Consider the following 16591-nt stretch of genomic DNA (forward strand, 5'->3'; position numbering starts at 1 on the left):
CTATGCACGCAAGATATACTTACTGGCTCGGCCTGGTACTGCTGCTGGGTCTGCTGGCACCCACGTTCACATACGCTACCCACGTACGGGCAGGTGAAATCACGACCCGCCGGGTCGACCCGAACCGGCTGGAATACGAGATTACCCTGACCACGTATTTCGATGAGCTGAACGGACGAATTGCGTCCGACCAGACCAACTCGGTTGATTTCTGTCTGGGTGATGGATCGATTGTGAATGTTCCCCGTAGTGTTCGGCGGAACATTAACTCCAACACGTCCATCAACATTTACCGATTCCGGTACACCTATCAGGGGCCGGGTGTGTACCAGATTTCGGTAGCTATCGAAAAACGGAACGACCGGACCATCAACCTGCGGCAACCCTCGCAGGACATCACATTCTGGATTCGGACTACCATTCAGGTCAACGCCGGTTTGGGTTTGAACTCAACCCCCGTTCTGCTCAACCCGCCCCTCGATTCGGCCCGCACGGGGCAGCGGTTTTGCCACAACCCGGCCGCCTTCGATAGCGATGGTGACAGTCTGGCCTACCGCATGGCCATTCCGCAGGAGTCGACTACTGGCGCTCCCTGCCGGGGTTTTGCCGTGAATGGCTACCGTGACCCAGCCCGGGGTATCGACCCCAACGCACAAAACGAAGCCCGCAACGGACAGGCTACGCTCGGCATTAACCCCACAACCGGCGACCTCTGCTGGGATTCGCCAGCGGTGGCAGGTCAGTACAATATTGCCTTTATCATTGAAGAGTGGCGCGACGGGGTACTCATTGGTGAGATCACCCGCGACATGCAAATTATTGTTACCGACTCGCGTAACAACCGCCCCCTGCTCGACCCTATCCCCGACCTGTGCCGGGAAGCGGGTAGCCTCATCGAAGTGCCTATCCGGGCTACCGACCCCGACGGCCAACGGCTGGAACTGACCGCCTTCGGAGGTATCTTTAACCGGAACCCCGACGGAACCCAGTACAACCCTCCCATTGTGCCCCTCCCCTTTGCTACGCTCATTTCTCAACCGCAAAGTGGCACTGTGACGGGACTTATTCGCTGGCAAACGGCCTGTGCCCATATCCGGCAGGAGGAATACGATGTACTGGCGCGCGTAGTCGACGTGCCCGGCCGCACGGCCACCCAGCTAGCGGCTTTGCAGAGCTTCCGTATCCGCATTATTGCCCCCCGGCCGCAAGGTTTGCGGGCTACCCCACAAGCCACCGCGACCGGGCGCGCTATCCGGCTCAGCTGGAATCCATACACCTGTATTCCGCCTTCAACCACCACCACGGGTACTTCGGAGATGTTGGTCTATCGTCGGGAAGGGTGCGCGCCCCTGCAATCGGGCACCTGCACCACCGGCCTGTCGACCAGCACCGGCTACGCCCTCATCGGCACCGTGCCCATCGGCACCAACACCTTTACCGATACCACCGGCCTACGCCGGGGCATCCAGTATAGCTACCGCATTGTGGCTCGTTTTCCGCCTGTACCGCTGGGCGGTGAGAGTGTCGTGTCCGATGGTGTGTGCGTGGACCTGCCCCTGCTGGCCCCCCTCATCACCCAAGTCACCGTCGACTCCACCGACAACCAGCGCGGGCAGATCACCGTCCGATGGACACGACCCATCGGACTGAACCCCGCCGACGGAGGGGCCCCCTTCCAGTACCGCGTTTTCCGCGCTACCGGACTCACCGGCACCGACTTCACCCAGATCACCGCCATCACCTCCAGCCTGCAACCGGGTGTGGCTGATACCGTCTTCGTCGACCGGGGCCTCAACACCCAGGCCAACGCCTACCGATACCGCATCGACTTCTTCCAGACATCCCCCCAGGGAGCCCTCACCCGCGTCGATGCCACCGAACCGGCCGCCAGCCCACGGCTCACCCTCAACCCAGCCCTGCGCCAGATTGAGCTCACCTGGGCCACCAACACCCCCTGGTCTAACGACAACCAGACCCACGTCGTCTTCCGATCCCGGCGCGGTACGGCCGGGCCCCTCGTCGAGGTCGCCCGCGTGCCCGTTCAGGGGCAGCCCTACCGCTACACCGACACGGGCAATTCCACCCTGGCCGGCGTGCAGAGCCTCTCGCTATCGGTCGACTCCAACTACTGCTACCGGGTGCTGACGGTGGGCCGCTACACCTCCACCACCGCCGTGCGGGGGCTGCTGCTCAACTACTCCCAGATCGCCTGCGCCAGTCCGCTCGACACCACCCGGCCCTGTGCCCCCCGGCTGAGCCTGGACTCGCTCGCCTGTGACCCGGCCACCCAGCAGGCCCTCTGCAACCAGACGAGCTTCAGCAACAACCTCCGCTGGCAGTACCCGCCCGCTGGGCAGAGCTGCGAGCCGGCCGACCGCTACAACCTCTACTACAGCCGCTTCAGCGGACCCGCCCAGAGCTTCAGCTTAGTCACCACCACGCCCACCACCAGCTTCCGCCACCAGAGCCTGACCACCGTAGCGGGCTGCTACTACGTGACGGCCGTGAGCCGACGCGGCATCGAGGGGCCAGCCTCCAACACGGTCTGTCAGGATGTGTGTCCGCAGTTTGTGTTACCCAACGTGTTCACCCCCAACAACGACGGGCGCAACGACCTCTGGCAGCCGGGCAGTTGCTCGGTGTTTGTGGTGTCGGTGGAGACGGTAATCTACAACCGCTGGGGGGGTCGGGTGTTCAGCACGTCGGACCCGCAGATCCGGTGGGATGGGCGCAACAGCGCGGGTCAGGAGCAGCCCTCGGGCTTGTACTACTACGAGGTGGTGGTGCGGTTTGGGGGTCTGGACCCCTCGGCTCCGCCCGTGGTGCTCAAGGGTTGGGTGCAGCTATTCCGGGAGAATGGCGCATCGGGCGGCTAGGCCGAAACGTGGTTTTTAGTTTATCGTTTTTAGTTTTTGGTGCGCGCCGGAGGATAGATCCTTCCAGCGCGCACCTTTTTTGTACAAACCATCCATAAAGCAAGTGATAACCGGATAAACTATTTCTGACAAACCGGCTTTTCAACGTAACCTATACCACAGATTACCGTCACAAACTCACTTTAGGCCGCGCATACCCGCGAACCCGCCCACAAAGGCCAAAATAGCCTTTAAACGCGGTTTTTCGCATTTTATTTCGTATCTTTAAAGGGTCGAACGTCGAGGTTCCGACCTCGATTCTACCTATCAATTTAATATATTATTCCGTACCGATTCATGGTGAACGAAAACGAACATCAGGAGCCCACTGACGAGCGTACAACAACAACAAATACAAATGAACCCCAGGAGGAGACCCTACAAACCCAAACGGTGGTGTCGGGCCTCTACGAAAACTGGTTTTTGGATTATGCCTCTTACGTTATCCTCGAACGGGCCGTGCCGGCCGTTGAGGATGGCTTAAAACCGGTTCAGCGTCGGATTCTGCACGCGCTGAAAGACATGGACGATGGGCGGTTCAACAAGGTGGCCAACGTGATTGGGCAGACCATGCAGTACCACCCCCACGGCGATGCCTCGATTGGCGACGCCCTGGTGAACATCGGTCAGAAAAACCTCTTGTTTGATACACAGGGCAACTGGGGCAACCTCCTGACGGGCGACGGGGCCGCTGCTCCGCGCTACATTGAGGTTCGCCTGTCGAAGTTTGGACAGGAGGTTGTGTTTAACCATCAGACAACCGAATGGCAACTCTCGTACGACGGTCGGAAACGCGAACCCGTTACGCTGCCCGTTAAATTCCCATTGCTGCTGGCGATGGGCGTTGAGGGAATTGCCGTGGGCCTTTCAACCAAGGTTCTACCGCATAACTTCAATGAACTGATTGAGGCTTCGATTCAGATTCTGAAAGACAAACCGGTTCAGGTTTTTCCCGACTTCCTGACGGGTGGTCAGGTCGACGTCAGCAATTACAACGACGGCGCCCGGGGCGGTAAAGTGCGGGTGCGGGCCAAGATTGAGGAGCTGGATAAAAAGACCCTCGTGATCCGCGAGATTCCGTTTGGCACCACCACTACTTCGGTGAAGGACTCGATTCTTAAGGCTAACGAAGACGGTAAGATCAAGATCAAGAAGGTAGATGACCTGACCTCGAAAGACGTCGAGATTCACGTGCATCTGGCCCCCGGCGTTTCGCCCGACATCACGATTGACGCGCTTTACGCCTTCACGGAGTGCGAAGTCTCTATTTCGCCCAATGCCTGCGTTATTATCAAAGACAAGCCCCACTTTGTCAGCGTAACGGATATTCTGCGGATCAACACGCACCAAACCGTTCATCTGCTACAACGTGAGCTGGAAATCCGGCAGCTGGAACTCCGCGAGAAGCTCCTCTACAGTTCGCTGGAGAAGATCTTTATTGAAAACCGCATCTACCGGAAAATCGAAGAATGCGAGACGTTCGAAGCGGTCATCAGTACGATTGATAAAGCACTGACGAAGTTTAAGAAGGATTTCTACCGCGAGATCACGGAGGACGATATTCTGCGCCTGACTGAGATCAAGATCAAGCGAATTTCGAAGTACGACGGTTTCAAGGCTGAGGAACTGATGCGGAAGCTGGAGCAGGAACTGGCCGAAACCGAAGACAACCTCGCCAACCTGACCCGCTACGCCATTGCGTACTTCAAGGACTTGCAGAAACGCTACGGTAAAGGGCGCGAACGTATGACCGAAATTCGGGCATTCAACACGATTTCGGCCAATGTGGTAGCCGCGGCTAACCAGAAACTCTACGTTGACCGCGAAGGGGGCTTTATCGGGTACGGCCTGAAGAAGGATGAGTTTGTGAGTGACTGTTCGGATATCGACGACGTCATTGTGTTCCGACGCGACGGCAAGTTTCTCGTGACGAAAGTGCAGGACAAGGTATTTGTCGGAAAAGACATTATTTACTGCGCCGTATTCAAGAAGAACGACGAACGCAAGATTTACAACCTCGTTTACCTGGATGCCAAGTCGGGGATTTCGATGACCAAGCGGTTTGCCGTGACGGGCGTCACCCGCGACCGGGAGTACGACCTGACCATGGGCAACCCCAAGTCGAAAATCACGTACTTCACAGCCAACGACAATGGCGAGGCCGAAGTGGTGACTGTAAATCTGACGGCGCAGAGTTCGGCCAAGGTAAAAGCGTTTGACTTCGACTTTGCCAGCATCGGTGTGAAAAATCGCTCGGCGCAGGGCAACATTCTGACGAAATATCCGGTACGGAAGATTAGTTTAAAGACGGCCGGTACTTCAACCTTAGGTGGAGTTGATATCTGGTACGACGAACACCTGGGTCGGCTCAACCGCGACGAACGGGGACGTTTCCTGGGCAACTTCGAAGCGAAAGACGTGGTGCTGGTCGTTTATAAAAATGGGGAGTACGAACTTACAAGCTTTGACCTCACCAACCGGTACGAGCCAAACGATATTACCGTGTTGTGCAAGTTTGCGCCCGAAACGGTGCTGTCGGCGGTGTATTACGAAGCGAACCAAAAGTTCTGGTACGTGAAACGCTTTAAGATTGAGACCACCTCAGTTGACAAGAAGTTCAACTTCATTGGCGACACCAAAGGGTCGAAACTGCTGGCAGTTACCACGGATACTCAACCGCGTATTGAGATTATCCATCAGGTAAAAGAGCGCGGCCCCATTGAAAAGATGATTCTGGAACCCGCTGGGTTTATCGATATCCGGGGTTGGAAGGCGCTTGGCAACAAGCTACCCTTTGTGAAAGTTAAAGAAGTGAAGCTGCTCGAACCGAAGCTCGTATCGTCTGACGATGCGGACGGAGCGAGTAGCCCGGCACCGGCCGCTCCGCTGCTCCCCGAAAAAGAGCTGGAGGCCGTTGCAGAGCCCGTTGATGGGCAGTTAGGCTTGTTTTAAATGGCTTATGGGGGCAGTAGCCGATTTACTGCCCCCATAAGCACAAGTTCACATGAATACGAGCGTGTACTCATCTGATCACAGCAACGGTGCATCGTCACGGCGGCCTTATCCGGCTCGGCTGGTTAAACGCATGGTCAAAATCCTGGTTCTATCGGGGTTTGTGAGCGTGGTGGTCGTACTGCTCTGCAACTGGTGGGTGGTTACCAGTACGCGCAACCAGATTTATTTCAACATCCATCAGCTCCCTTCCAACGATGTGGCCCTGGTACTGGGCACGAGTAAGTTTGTGCGTAGTGGCAAGGAGAATCTGTTTTTTCGGTACCGGATGGAGGCTACCGCCCGGCTTTGGAAAGAGGGGAAGATCAAGTACATCATTCTAAGCGGCAACAACGACTCTGAGTATTACAATGAGCCGATGGATATGCAGAAGGCCCTGCTCAAGCTGGGTGTGCCCGAAGATGTTATGACACTTGATTATGCCGGCTTCCGCACGTTCGACTCGGTGGTTCGCTGCAAAGAAGTGTTCAATCAGGACAAGATCACGATTGTATCGCAGAACTTCCACAACGCCCGCGCCCTGTACATCGGGAATCATGAAGGTATTGAAGCCATCGCCTTTGCCGCGCAGGATGTTCCCGATGGATACTCATTGCGTACACTAATTCGCGAGTATATGGCCCGCCCCTACGCCATGCTCGATGTGTACCTGATTCGGCCAAAGCCCGAACGAGGCAACTGGCCTAAAACCCGCTAAACCGTTAGGGCCAAAATCAAAACGGGCAAACCGATAAGATCGATCTGCCCGCGCGTTATGGGAAGGCTCAATCCAATTACGCCACCCCTACTGCCAAAGAGGTTGATTCACGCTGCCGCGTGTGCAAAAGTTGCATCAATCCTTTTTTGTACGATCGTCCGATCGGGATTGCCGTTTCGCCCACATACAGCATACTGGCATCAAGCGCGTCGATGAAATCCATATTGACGGCATAGCTGTAATGCACGCGCACAAACCGTTCGTCGAGTTCGGGGAGTAATTTATTGAGCGAAATTTTGCGCACAAACCGCTGTTCAGTCGTGTAGATATCACAATAATTACCCTGCGTACTTACCCACTTGATTGTACTCAGCGAAACCTTGACCGCTTTATTCTGCAAATCGCGCAGGAGTAAGAAACGGCGGTCGCGCAGGGCTTGCTCTTCCAGTAATTTGCGGGTATTTGGATACACCAACTCAATGTAGCTCCGCAACGAAAGCCGATGGACCGGTTTTACCATATATCCCATCATGGGATGCTGAGTGAGCTTTTCATAGAGCTTATCCTGTGGGTATCGGGTAGCAAACAGCACCGGAATCATAAGGGTCTCCAGCAGCTCCATTACCTCCATGCAGCCTTCGTCTACGTTTGTAATCAGATCACAAATAACGAGATCAGGCTTTTCCTGAATAATTAGGTCGCGGGCATGCGCAACAGTATCAGTAGCGGCAAGCCACGTATGGCCCAGTTCTTCGATACATACTTTCAGTTTGATTACATCAATGGGGTCATTATCGACAATTAGAATTCGAAGGGGATTCATTCGGTTGTATTAATGAGTATTTCTCAGAGTTTGCTCAAGCATGTATATGCGTAAATACTTAATAATGGATAGGATACAACCTTAAATATAGTTTACACATTTTATATACGGAACAATTACAACCGGTTAAAAAGGCAAGCTTCACTAAAAAGTTAACTATAGCATACAACTTGATAGCCAGAACTTACATCATAGTACGTATTGAAATGAATGTGGTTGAAATTACTAAACATGTCCAAACACCAACTATCACCCACAAACCGACAACAATCACCAAATACTCCGTATTAATAACTAAGTAGGCAGAGATTTTGCGGGTACGTAGCTCAATCCTAAAACCTACCTCGGATAGGCTGCGACATGAAAAAAAAAGTTCACCAATTTCACCTCCTCCGAATCGGTAAAACGGTGCCCTCCTATCCTGTCACGCAGTTAAGTAAACCTGCAATTCATGCTCGATTTTGGGATTCAAATGAAGATCCGACGGGCAACGACACATGGTTCCGAATTCATTTAGGCTTCGATTTCAACCTTCGCCCCAAGCCCGCCTAAGTCTTGTCGTTAACGTAGATTCTTTGCGCAACGTGACCATAAGCCATTGCGATCACCAGCGCCAGCGACCATACTCTAGGGTTGCCAATTAAAGTAGTCCTAAGTCTTCGACACCCATATGACTAATCGAACCTTAACAGTGCAAACCTTCACACGCATTCTTTTCACTTGCCGACACCGATTAAAACCGGACCCTGTCGAAATAGCTCTATTGCAGCTACCCATTGGGGAAGACACGAATCACCTGTTACGCAGCCATCAAATCAGTACACATCATTCCGTAGTCAGACTCTCATGAAAAATTCTTTACAAATTCCGTTTGCGCGGGTCCTTCAATCGCTTAATGGTCCGGTTAGGCGGTTATTGAGCAGGTTCACTCATGAACTAAGGGCTTTAAAGCCTATCGCAGAGAAGGCACCCATGCGGGCCCTTGCGGCAATACTCTTCGCGGTGGCGTTATTGAGTAGTTCTACAGCTCAGGCCCAAACTCTCGAACTTACTGCCGAATCCAACAAGACGGATATTCTGACAGGCGAAACGCTGGTGTACACATTCAAGTACAAGTGTGCAAGCACGACCAACAACTGCACAGGAGTTACCTTAACGGCTACCATTCCGCAGAACATCGTATTCCCCACTCAAACTATAGGCTTGCCATCTGATATTCTGAGCTACTCGATTAGCCCGAGCGGCAACAGCATCACATTTACCTTGAAAGAACCACTGACCGCCGGTAATACAGGCATTATTCAGGTAACAGGTCAGGGTGTTTTTGGACTTGCTGATAACTCCACGGCTACGCTTACGGCCGTCTTGGCTTCGAACGGCGTACCCGGTTCTACACAGACGGTTAACACGACTCTGCATTCATCAGACAAGTTTTGCCCGCAAATATCAACACCAGCCGGCTTTGCCCTCGATAACACCACGTTGTACCGAACACAACTTGGCTTTGTCGGGAATAATTATGGTAGCAATGGCATAGGTACAGTGAATCCAGGGCCAATAACTTTCCTGCAGCAGTTTCCGGCGGGGACACAGATACAATCTGTTGAGATTAAAGCAGTGGACGGCTTACCGTTGCCCGTCATCCCCGCCAATGCCTATACCATTGATAATACCAACGCCAACGTAACAGTTAATTTGCCGGCCTCGACCATGCAAATTATCAGTGCATATGCTCCCGTCGTTGAAATTCAGGTCAGGGTTATTTACCCAAGTTCAGTTTTTGCTACGGGCACGAGTGTGACCTCCGACGTAACGGTGACCTATCAACCCGACGGCGTAGCCACCCCTATTGTGGTTACGAACGGTAGCACCAAAACGTACTCGAACGGGACGGTTTATTCATCACTTTCGACAGGTACCTGCACAAATACCCTTTCGAACACGAGCTCACTGGCATCGCCTGTTGCGATGATGAATGCGGGAAAGAGTTCTAACAAATCGCTATTGAAGCCAGGGGAAAACTCATACTACACTATTGGCCTCATCAACACGGGTAACACGGCCCTCACCGATGTGGTTATCGAAGATATTATACCGTCCGCGGACATCACAGTAACGAGCATAAACAGGGCATTTTTCGCTAACCTGGGAGGAGATGAGATCATTCGGTACTTTGTTAAAACCGTTAATAATCCCACCTACACAGAAATACTAACGACATCAAATGCCTACGGTCCCACTGCGGGCGATGTGATAACGGCCATAAAAATTACCGCCGACAAATTCCCGGCTGGCGCCACAACAGGTGGCAGTCCGATCTATATAAACTTTACGTTGAATGCTACCTCAACGGCAACTTCGGTACAAAACTGTCTCACAGCCACGGCCAGCAACACAAGCCTAGTGTTTGACCCAGCAACTTCGCTTTGTGCCACCTTTGCAGTTCAGCCGCTTGACCAGTTTAGTTCAATTGGCGTTAATAAGCTTTACACCAAGAGTGCAAACGATATTTATAACCTCTTCTATAGTGAAAATGTCAACGCAACAACCCCACCGTTCTGGTCCTATCTAAGAGCGCAAAACCTAGGGGGAGGCCAGCCGCTACAAAATCCGGCAATTATGGATCTGTTGCCCGTTGGTCTGGATTTCACGAACCAGATTATCTATAGCAGTGGCACCCCGCCAGCCAGCACAACCGAAGTGATACCAAACTTCAACGGTACTGGCCGCACCCTAATTCGGTTTAGCTGGAGTTCTCCCATGCCCTCAGGGGCCACCTATGGCGTCAACATAGGGGTCAAGGTCAATGCCTTGGCACCAGCCGGACCCGGTAGCCAGTTTACAACAAACGACCAGCTCTACAATCCGTATCTGGAAACAGGAGGCCTTAAGAATACCGCTTACTTTACCGGAAGTTCTACCCACGTTTGTAACGTTCCGCAGTACTACACCCCTGAGCAGGTTGGTGTTGCCGATGTGTACGACCTGAACTCAAATGGTGTCAAAAGCGAAACGCTTTGCTATGGTTCTGCTATTCTCGGCGTAACATCAGCAGCTCAACTATCATCTGTGAAGTGGGTGAAAGGTCAGTGCGACACGGAATACTCCCGCTACCCCGACTTCGGGCAGACGGTGCCCGGAGGTATGGCCAACTACAAGCTGATTGTGACCAACACCGGTAATGTACCTACCACAAGCGTTGAGGTACTGGACATTCTGCCCTGGGTAGGCGACCGAGGGGTGATTGACCCAACGGCCCGTTTGACCGAGTGGCGGCCTAACCTGATCACGCCGATTCAAACGCCCGCAGGGGTTACGGTGTATTACAGCACCGCCACCAACCCCTGCCGGACCGACTACGTAGCCGCAGGCCCAGCCGGCTGTACGCCCGCCAACTGGTCGACGGTACTGCCCACAGACCCAACCACGATTCAGTCACTGAAGCTAGACTTTGGCACAAAAGTGCTGCAACCCGGCGATCAGATCGAACTGACCTGGGACATGCGCGCGCCGGTGACAGCCCCAACGAACAACGAAATTGCCTGGAACTCCTTTGGCTTTAAGGCCAAACGCCAGGATAACAACGACCCGTTCCTGCCCTCGGAGCCGTTCAAAGTTGGGATTAAGGTCAAGGCCGACGTAAATAGTAGCTATGGCAACTTCGTTTGGCTCGATGCGAACAAAAACGGTATTCAGGATGCGGGCGAAACAGGTATCGACGGGGTGCGGGTTGAACTGCACAAAGACAACGGCGATAATGTTAACGATCCTAAAACCGACCCGCTCATTGCCTTCACCTCAACAGCCAACGGCGGTTTGTATCTGTTCCCCGGCCTAGCCCCCGGCAATTACTACGCGGTATTCTTCCTGCCTCCGGGCTACGAAACCTCTCCTGCCAATGCGACGAGTGACGAGCTGGATTCGGACGGAATTGCGGGGATCTGTAATGGCAGTCGGGTAACAATTGCCCCTATCACCAACCTGAGCGCAACCGAAAACGACCTCACCTGGGACCAGGGAATATTCCCCGCTAAGGCAGCGGTTGGAAATTATGTGTGGTTCGACGAAAACCAGAACAATGTGCAGGACGAATCGTCGGCCAACGGTATCAACGGGGTCATCGTTTGCCTCTACACCTCTACCGGAGTATTTTCAGCCAGCACGGTAACAACCAACGACGTGTATGGTCGGCCGGGCTATTACCTGTTCGACCAGCTGGAACCCGGTTCATACTACGTGCAGTTCAAGCCAACCCCCGACAAAACCTATACGCCAGGGAGTGGCTCGCAAGGCGGTTCTACAAGCGACGAAACTGACTCCGACGTGGACCCGGCAACGGGCAGAACAGCTACGTTTAGCCTGACAGCGGGGGAGGTTGACTTAACCTGGGATGCTGGTCTGATTATCCAGACGGGTCTGTATAAGTTAGGAAACTACGTCTGGAGCGACGCCAACAACAACGGACTGGTAGACAAAGATGAGGTTGGCCTAAACGGAGTTACCGTTAACCTTTACAACGACCGGAACAATGACGGCAAACCACAGGCCGACGAATCGGTGACGACAACCATTACCGGAACCGTAGCGGGTATCGACGGTATCTACACGTTCGATCGGTTACCGGCGGGTAATTACATCGTGCAGATTCCCGATGTGAATTTCAAAGGTGTTCTGCTCGACTATGTCAGCAGCACGGGCAACCACCCTGCGCCCGACCCGGATAATAACGTGGAAAACGACGACAACGGCACTTCCGTTGTTGATTGTGGCATCATTAGTAAGCCTATTACGCTCAGTGCCGTTGCCGAACCATTGGACGGTGGATACACCAACTACTCGGTTGACTTTGGTTTCTACAAGTGCATCAAGCCTAATTATGTTGCCAGCGTTGTACAACCCACCTGTGCAGGCGGTCTCGGCAGCATCAGCATCGGCGGTGGAACCATCGGCGACAAGGTTGGCTATTCCATCGGCACTACTTTCACCGGTTCGTATTCCACGGCAGTAGCCATTAGCAGCCTGACCAACGGGGTTGTTGTGGGTAATATTCCTGGCTCTTCTACCGACGTTACCTACACCGTTCGGGTGTTTAACGGTGAAGAGGTTTGTTATAACGACTTCACCTTCACGATTACCAAGCTGGAATGTTGTGTTACACCAACAAACGTAGTAGCAACCGCATCGCCAGCCAATGCAGCTACCGGTGCCTCCATCACGCTTAATGCCACAGCAACAGGCATAAGTTCTGGAACAACCACCTACATCTGGAGTGGGGCGGGCATCAGTAGTCCTACCGCCACCACAATGGCAAGTCGCACTGTGGTAGCACCAGCAATGGCAGGAGTTTATACGTACACCGTACTGGTAAGCAATGGGGTAGGCTGCGAAGCAACGGCAACGGTTAGCCTGACCGTGGAAATCCCCTGTGCCATTGCAACTACCGTCACTCCCGGAACCTGCGACCCAGCCACCAACCAATACGCCGTTTCGGGCACCATCAGTCTGACGAGTGCTACAGCGGGCACCGCTACCATCACCGACGGTGCGCAAAGCACGACAGTCACGGTACCCGCTGGGGCTACCTCGGTCGCTTACTCGCTGACAGGTCTGACGTCGGGCACGGGCTCGCATACGGTAACGGTCAGCCTGCCCGGTTGCGGCACGGCAACGGCTACCTACAACGCGCCGGCCAGCTGCTCGGTGGCTGCCACCATCACTGTGACCTCGGCCACGGTTTGCTTCGGCAATTCGGCCACGCTGACGGCTTCGGGCTGTGCGGGCACGGTAACGTGGAGCAACGGTACATCGGGCAATACGCTCGTGACTCCAGCACTCACCCAGACCACCAGCTACACGGCCACTTGCACCACCGCCAGTGCAACCACCTTCGCGGTAGGAACCGTGACGGTACTGCCGCAACCCGTACTCAATCTGAGTGCCAGTGCTACGCTGGTGACAGTCGGCTCAAATGTGACCTTGACGGCCACCGGTTGCACGGGCACCTTAACGTGGAGCAATGGTAGCACTGGAGCAAGCATCGTGGTGATGCCAATGCTGGCCACCCAGACCTACTCGGCAACCTGTACGACTGGCCCCGCTTGCTTTACCACGGCTTCGATTGTAATTAACACTGAAGCCCCGGCCAATCTGATTGTAACCTCGGCCACCATTTGCGCCGGTTCATCAGCTACGCTGACGGCTGCTGGTTGCACCGGCTCTGTTAGGTGGATCAACGGGACTACAGGCAATACGCTTGTGACTCCGGCGCTGACACAGACGACCAATTACACAGCGACTTGTACGACGGCTACCTCAACGACCTTTGCGGTGGGTACCGTGACGGTGAATCCAGCCGTAACCGCGACCATCAGTGCGGGCAGCCTCAGCATTTGCGCAGGCCAGTCAACCACCCTCACTGCTTCGGGTGGGGCCTCCTACCTGTGGAGCAACGGCGCGACCACCGCAACCATCTCCGTGAGCACAGCGGGTACTTACTCAGTAACGGCTACTTCGGCCGCTGGTTGCTCGGGCACGGCTACTACGACCGTGGTACAGAACCCGGCACCCGTCGTGTCGGTTACGTCGGCCACGGTCTGCGCTGGTAGCTCAGCCACGCTCACCGCTTCAGGAGGGAGTACCTACCTCTGGAACACAGGGCAAACAACCCAAAGCATTGTTGTATCTGCCACGGCAACGACCACCTACTCCGTAACCGGCACCAGCTCAGCAGGGTGCTCGGCCACGGCAGCAGCCACCGTGACAGTGCTGCCCCAGCCAGTGCTCAACCTCTCGGCCAGTGCTACGCTGGTAACGGCCGGTAGCAACGTTACCCTGACGGCCACCGGCTGCACCGGCTCGATTGCCTGGAGCAACGGTAGCACCGGAGCAAGCATCGTGGTGATGCCGATGCAGACCACTCAGACCTACTCGGCAACCTGTACGACTGGCCCCGCTTGCTTTACCACGGCTTCGATTGTAATTAACACTGAAGCCCCGGCCAACCTGATTGTAACCTCAGCCACTATTTGTGCCGGTTCATCGGCCACCCTGACGGCGGCTGGTTGCGCGGGGACAATCACCTGGAGCAACGGCACATCGGGTAACACCCTGGTGACTCCGGATCTGACGCAGACCACCAGCTACACGGCTACCTGTACGACGGCTACCTCAACGACCTCAGCGGTAGCCACCGTGACGGTGCTGCCCCAGCCCGTGCTCAACCTCTCGGCCAGCTCAACACTGGTGACCGCGGGTAGCAACGTCACCCTGACGACCACCGGTTGCACCGGCACGGTTGCCTGGAGCAACGGTAGCACCGGAGCAAGTATCGTGGTCATGCCGATGCAGCCAACCCAGACCTACTCGGCAACGTGTACCACCGGCCCCGGCTGTTTCACAACCGCGAGCATCGTGATTAACACCGAAGCCCCGGCATCATTGGTTGTGTCATCAGCCACGGTCTGCCACGGCTCATCGGCTACCCTCACGGCCGCTGGTTGCGCGGGGACAATCACCTGGAGCAACGGCACATCGGGTAACTCGCTCGTCACCCCGGCTCTGACGCAGACCACCAGCTACACGGCTACCTGTACGACAACCACCTCGACTACCTCAGCGGTAGCCACCGTGACGGTGCTGCCCCAGCCAGCAGTCAACCTGTCAGCCAGCTCAACGCTGGTGACAGTCGGCTCAAATGTGACCTTGACGGCCACCGGCTGCACCGGCTCGATTGCCTGGAGCAATGGCTCAACCGGAGCCAGCATCGTGGTGATGCCAATGCAGCCAACCCAGACCTACTCAGCTACGTGTACCACGGGCCCCGGCTGCTTTACAACCGCTTCGATTGTGGTTAATACGCTCCCTCCCTGCTCAGCGAGTCTGGTGGTAACGGCAGGCACCTGCCAGTCGGCAACGAACACCTTTTCAGCCACAGCGACGCTGACGGCAAGCAACTTGTTGCAGCCTCAATCGGTAACACTAACGCTGGGTGGTCAATCGCAAGTCTTCAGCCTCACGGCATCAGGTGAGAACACGGTACAGATAATTGTTAATGGTCTTCCGGCCAATGGAGCCACAGGCACGGCAACAGCCCTGTTTGCTGAAACAGCCTGTGCTTCGGTCAGCACAACGTTCGCAGCTCCGACTTCATGCTCGGCAGCCCCATCGGTAAACCTCGAGAAACAGGTAAGTGCCACCGTGGCCCAATTAGGTGATGTAGTGACGTACACGTTGACCTTAAGCAATACAGGCCCGGTATCAGCAACCAACCTGGTGGTTACCGATACCTTCAGCGCCAGCATCGCATTCGTTCCGGGTTCGGTCACAGCGTCGACAGGAACCTTCACTCCGAACCCAACGGGTGGTACCTGGAATGTTGCTACGCTACCCACAGGAACAACTGCAACACTGGTATTTAGCGTGAGCCTGGTTAGCGAAGGCATTACCACCAACACGGCAACGCTTCCGGTGTCTAACACGATTATCGAAACCAAGGTCTGCACTTCGGTACCCTATCTGGTTTGTAAAGGACGGCCATTCGCCATCCGGCTAACGGTACCATCAGGATACAGCCGCTACCAATGGTATCTCACAGCACCCGGGACAACTACGTCTACGCTGGTGGCCGATGGTCCGCTCAACTCGTTTACAGCAACCCTACCCGGTGCCTACAACGTGGTGGCCGACGGCGGGTCGGTGGGGAACTGCAACGGCCAATCATGCTGTCAGATCGTGATTCAGGAAACGGAAGTACCCCTGTTTACACTCGTGACACAAAAGCCAACCTGCGTTGGTGCGACTCCGCAAGCCGATGGTCAGTTGCAGATTACGGGCCTGCCCACAACCGGTCGTTACCAATTCCAGTATTCGCCAACAACCAGCTTCGACGCTGCCTCAGCCCAGCCCGCTCAGGCTACGGCTATCCCCGCCAACGGAGTCATTGCAACCAATTTACCCGAGGGTAATTACACGGTTCGCGTAACGGATATGCAAACGGGTTGTTTCCGCGATGTAACGGTTGGCTTATCGGCAAACTGCACTTGTCCAACCAACAAGTGCGTACCGATCACGGTGTCTAAAATTCAGAAGTAAGCCTCAGGAGTACGTCGGTGGGGCGGAAAGCAAGGCAAACAGCCCTACCCAACC

Annotated in this window: 5 protein-coding genes; 4 read left to right on the forward strand and 1 reads right to left on the reverse strand. The window is 54.8% G+C overall.

Annotation, left to right across the window (positions count from 1 at the left end; genetic code table 11):
• The first annotated feature begins 2 nt into the window (after positions 1-2).
• The 3 genes from F5984_RS13915 (at position 3) to F5984_RS13925 (ending at position 6624) form a co-directional block, all read left to right on the forward strand.
• Complete coding sequence (locus tag F5984_RS13915) at positions 3-2876, forward strand: T9SS type B sorting domain-containing protein (protein WP_152124860.1); 2874 nt, start codon at positions 3-5, stop codon at positions 2874-2876.
• Between the two features lie 336 nt (positions 2877-3212).
• Positions 3213-5867 (forward strand): DNA gyrase/topoisomerase IV subunit A, encoded by a 2655-nt coding sequence (locus F5984_RS13920; protein WP_152124861.1) that lies wholly within the window; start codon positions 3213-3215, stop codon positions 5865-5867.
• Between the two features lie 52 nt (positions 5868-5919).
• Complete coding sequence (locus F5984_RS13925) at positions 5920-6624, forward strand: SanA/YdcF family protein (protein WP_185155513.1); 705 nt, start codon at positions 5920-5922, stop codon at positions 6622-6624.
• Positions 6625-6700: 76 nt separating this feature from the next.
• On the opposite strand, the gene F5984_RS13930 is transcribed toward F5984_RS13925, so the two are convergent.
• Positions 6701-7447, reverse strand: coding sequence for a LytR/AlgR family response regulator transcription factor (locus tag F5984_RS13930; RefSeq protein ID WP_152124862.1), 747 nt, complete (start codon positions 7445-7447; stop codon positions 6701-6703).
• A 1011-nt stretch (positions 7448-8458) separates the two neighbouring features.
• On the opposite strand from F5984_RS13930, the gene F5984_RS13935 reads away from it, so the two are divergent.
• Entirely contained in the window at positions 8459-16537 is an 8079-nt protein-coding gene (locus tag F5984_RS13935; RefSeq protein ID WP_185155514.1) for an SdrD B-like domain-containing protein, read from the forward strand.
• Positions 16538-16591 lie beyond the last annotated feature (54 nt).

Origin of the sequence: Rudanella paleaurantiibacter, assembly GCF_009184635.1 — a bacterium.
In the GTDB taxonomy this organism is placed as follows: Bacteria; Bacteroidota; Bacteroidia; order Cytophagales; family Spirosomataceae; genus Rudanella; species Rudanella paleaurantiibacter.

Coding starts and splice junctions, on each gene's coding strand:
- F5984_RS13915 (WP_152124860.1), top strand. CDS start 3: ATGCACGCAAGATATACTTACTGGCTCGGCCTGGTACTGCTGCTGGGT.
- F5984_RS13920 (WP_152124861.1), top strand. CDS start 3,213: ATGGTGAACGAAAACGAACATCAGGAGCCCACTGACGAGCGTACAACA.
- F5984_RS13925 (WP_185155513.1), top strand. CDS start 5,920: ATGAATACGAGCGTGTACTCATCTGATCACAGCAACGGTGCATCGTCA.
- F5984_RS13930 (WP_152124862.1), bottom strand. CDS start 7,447: ATGAATCCCCTTCGAATTCTAATTGTCGATAATGACCCCATTGATGTA.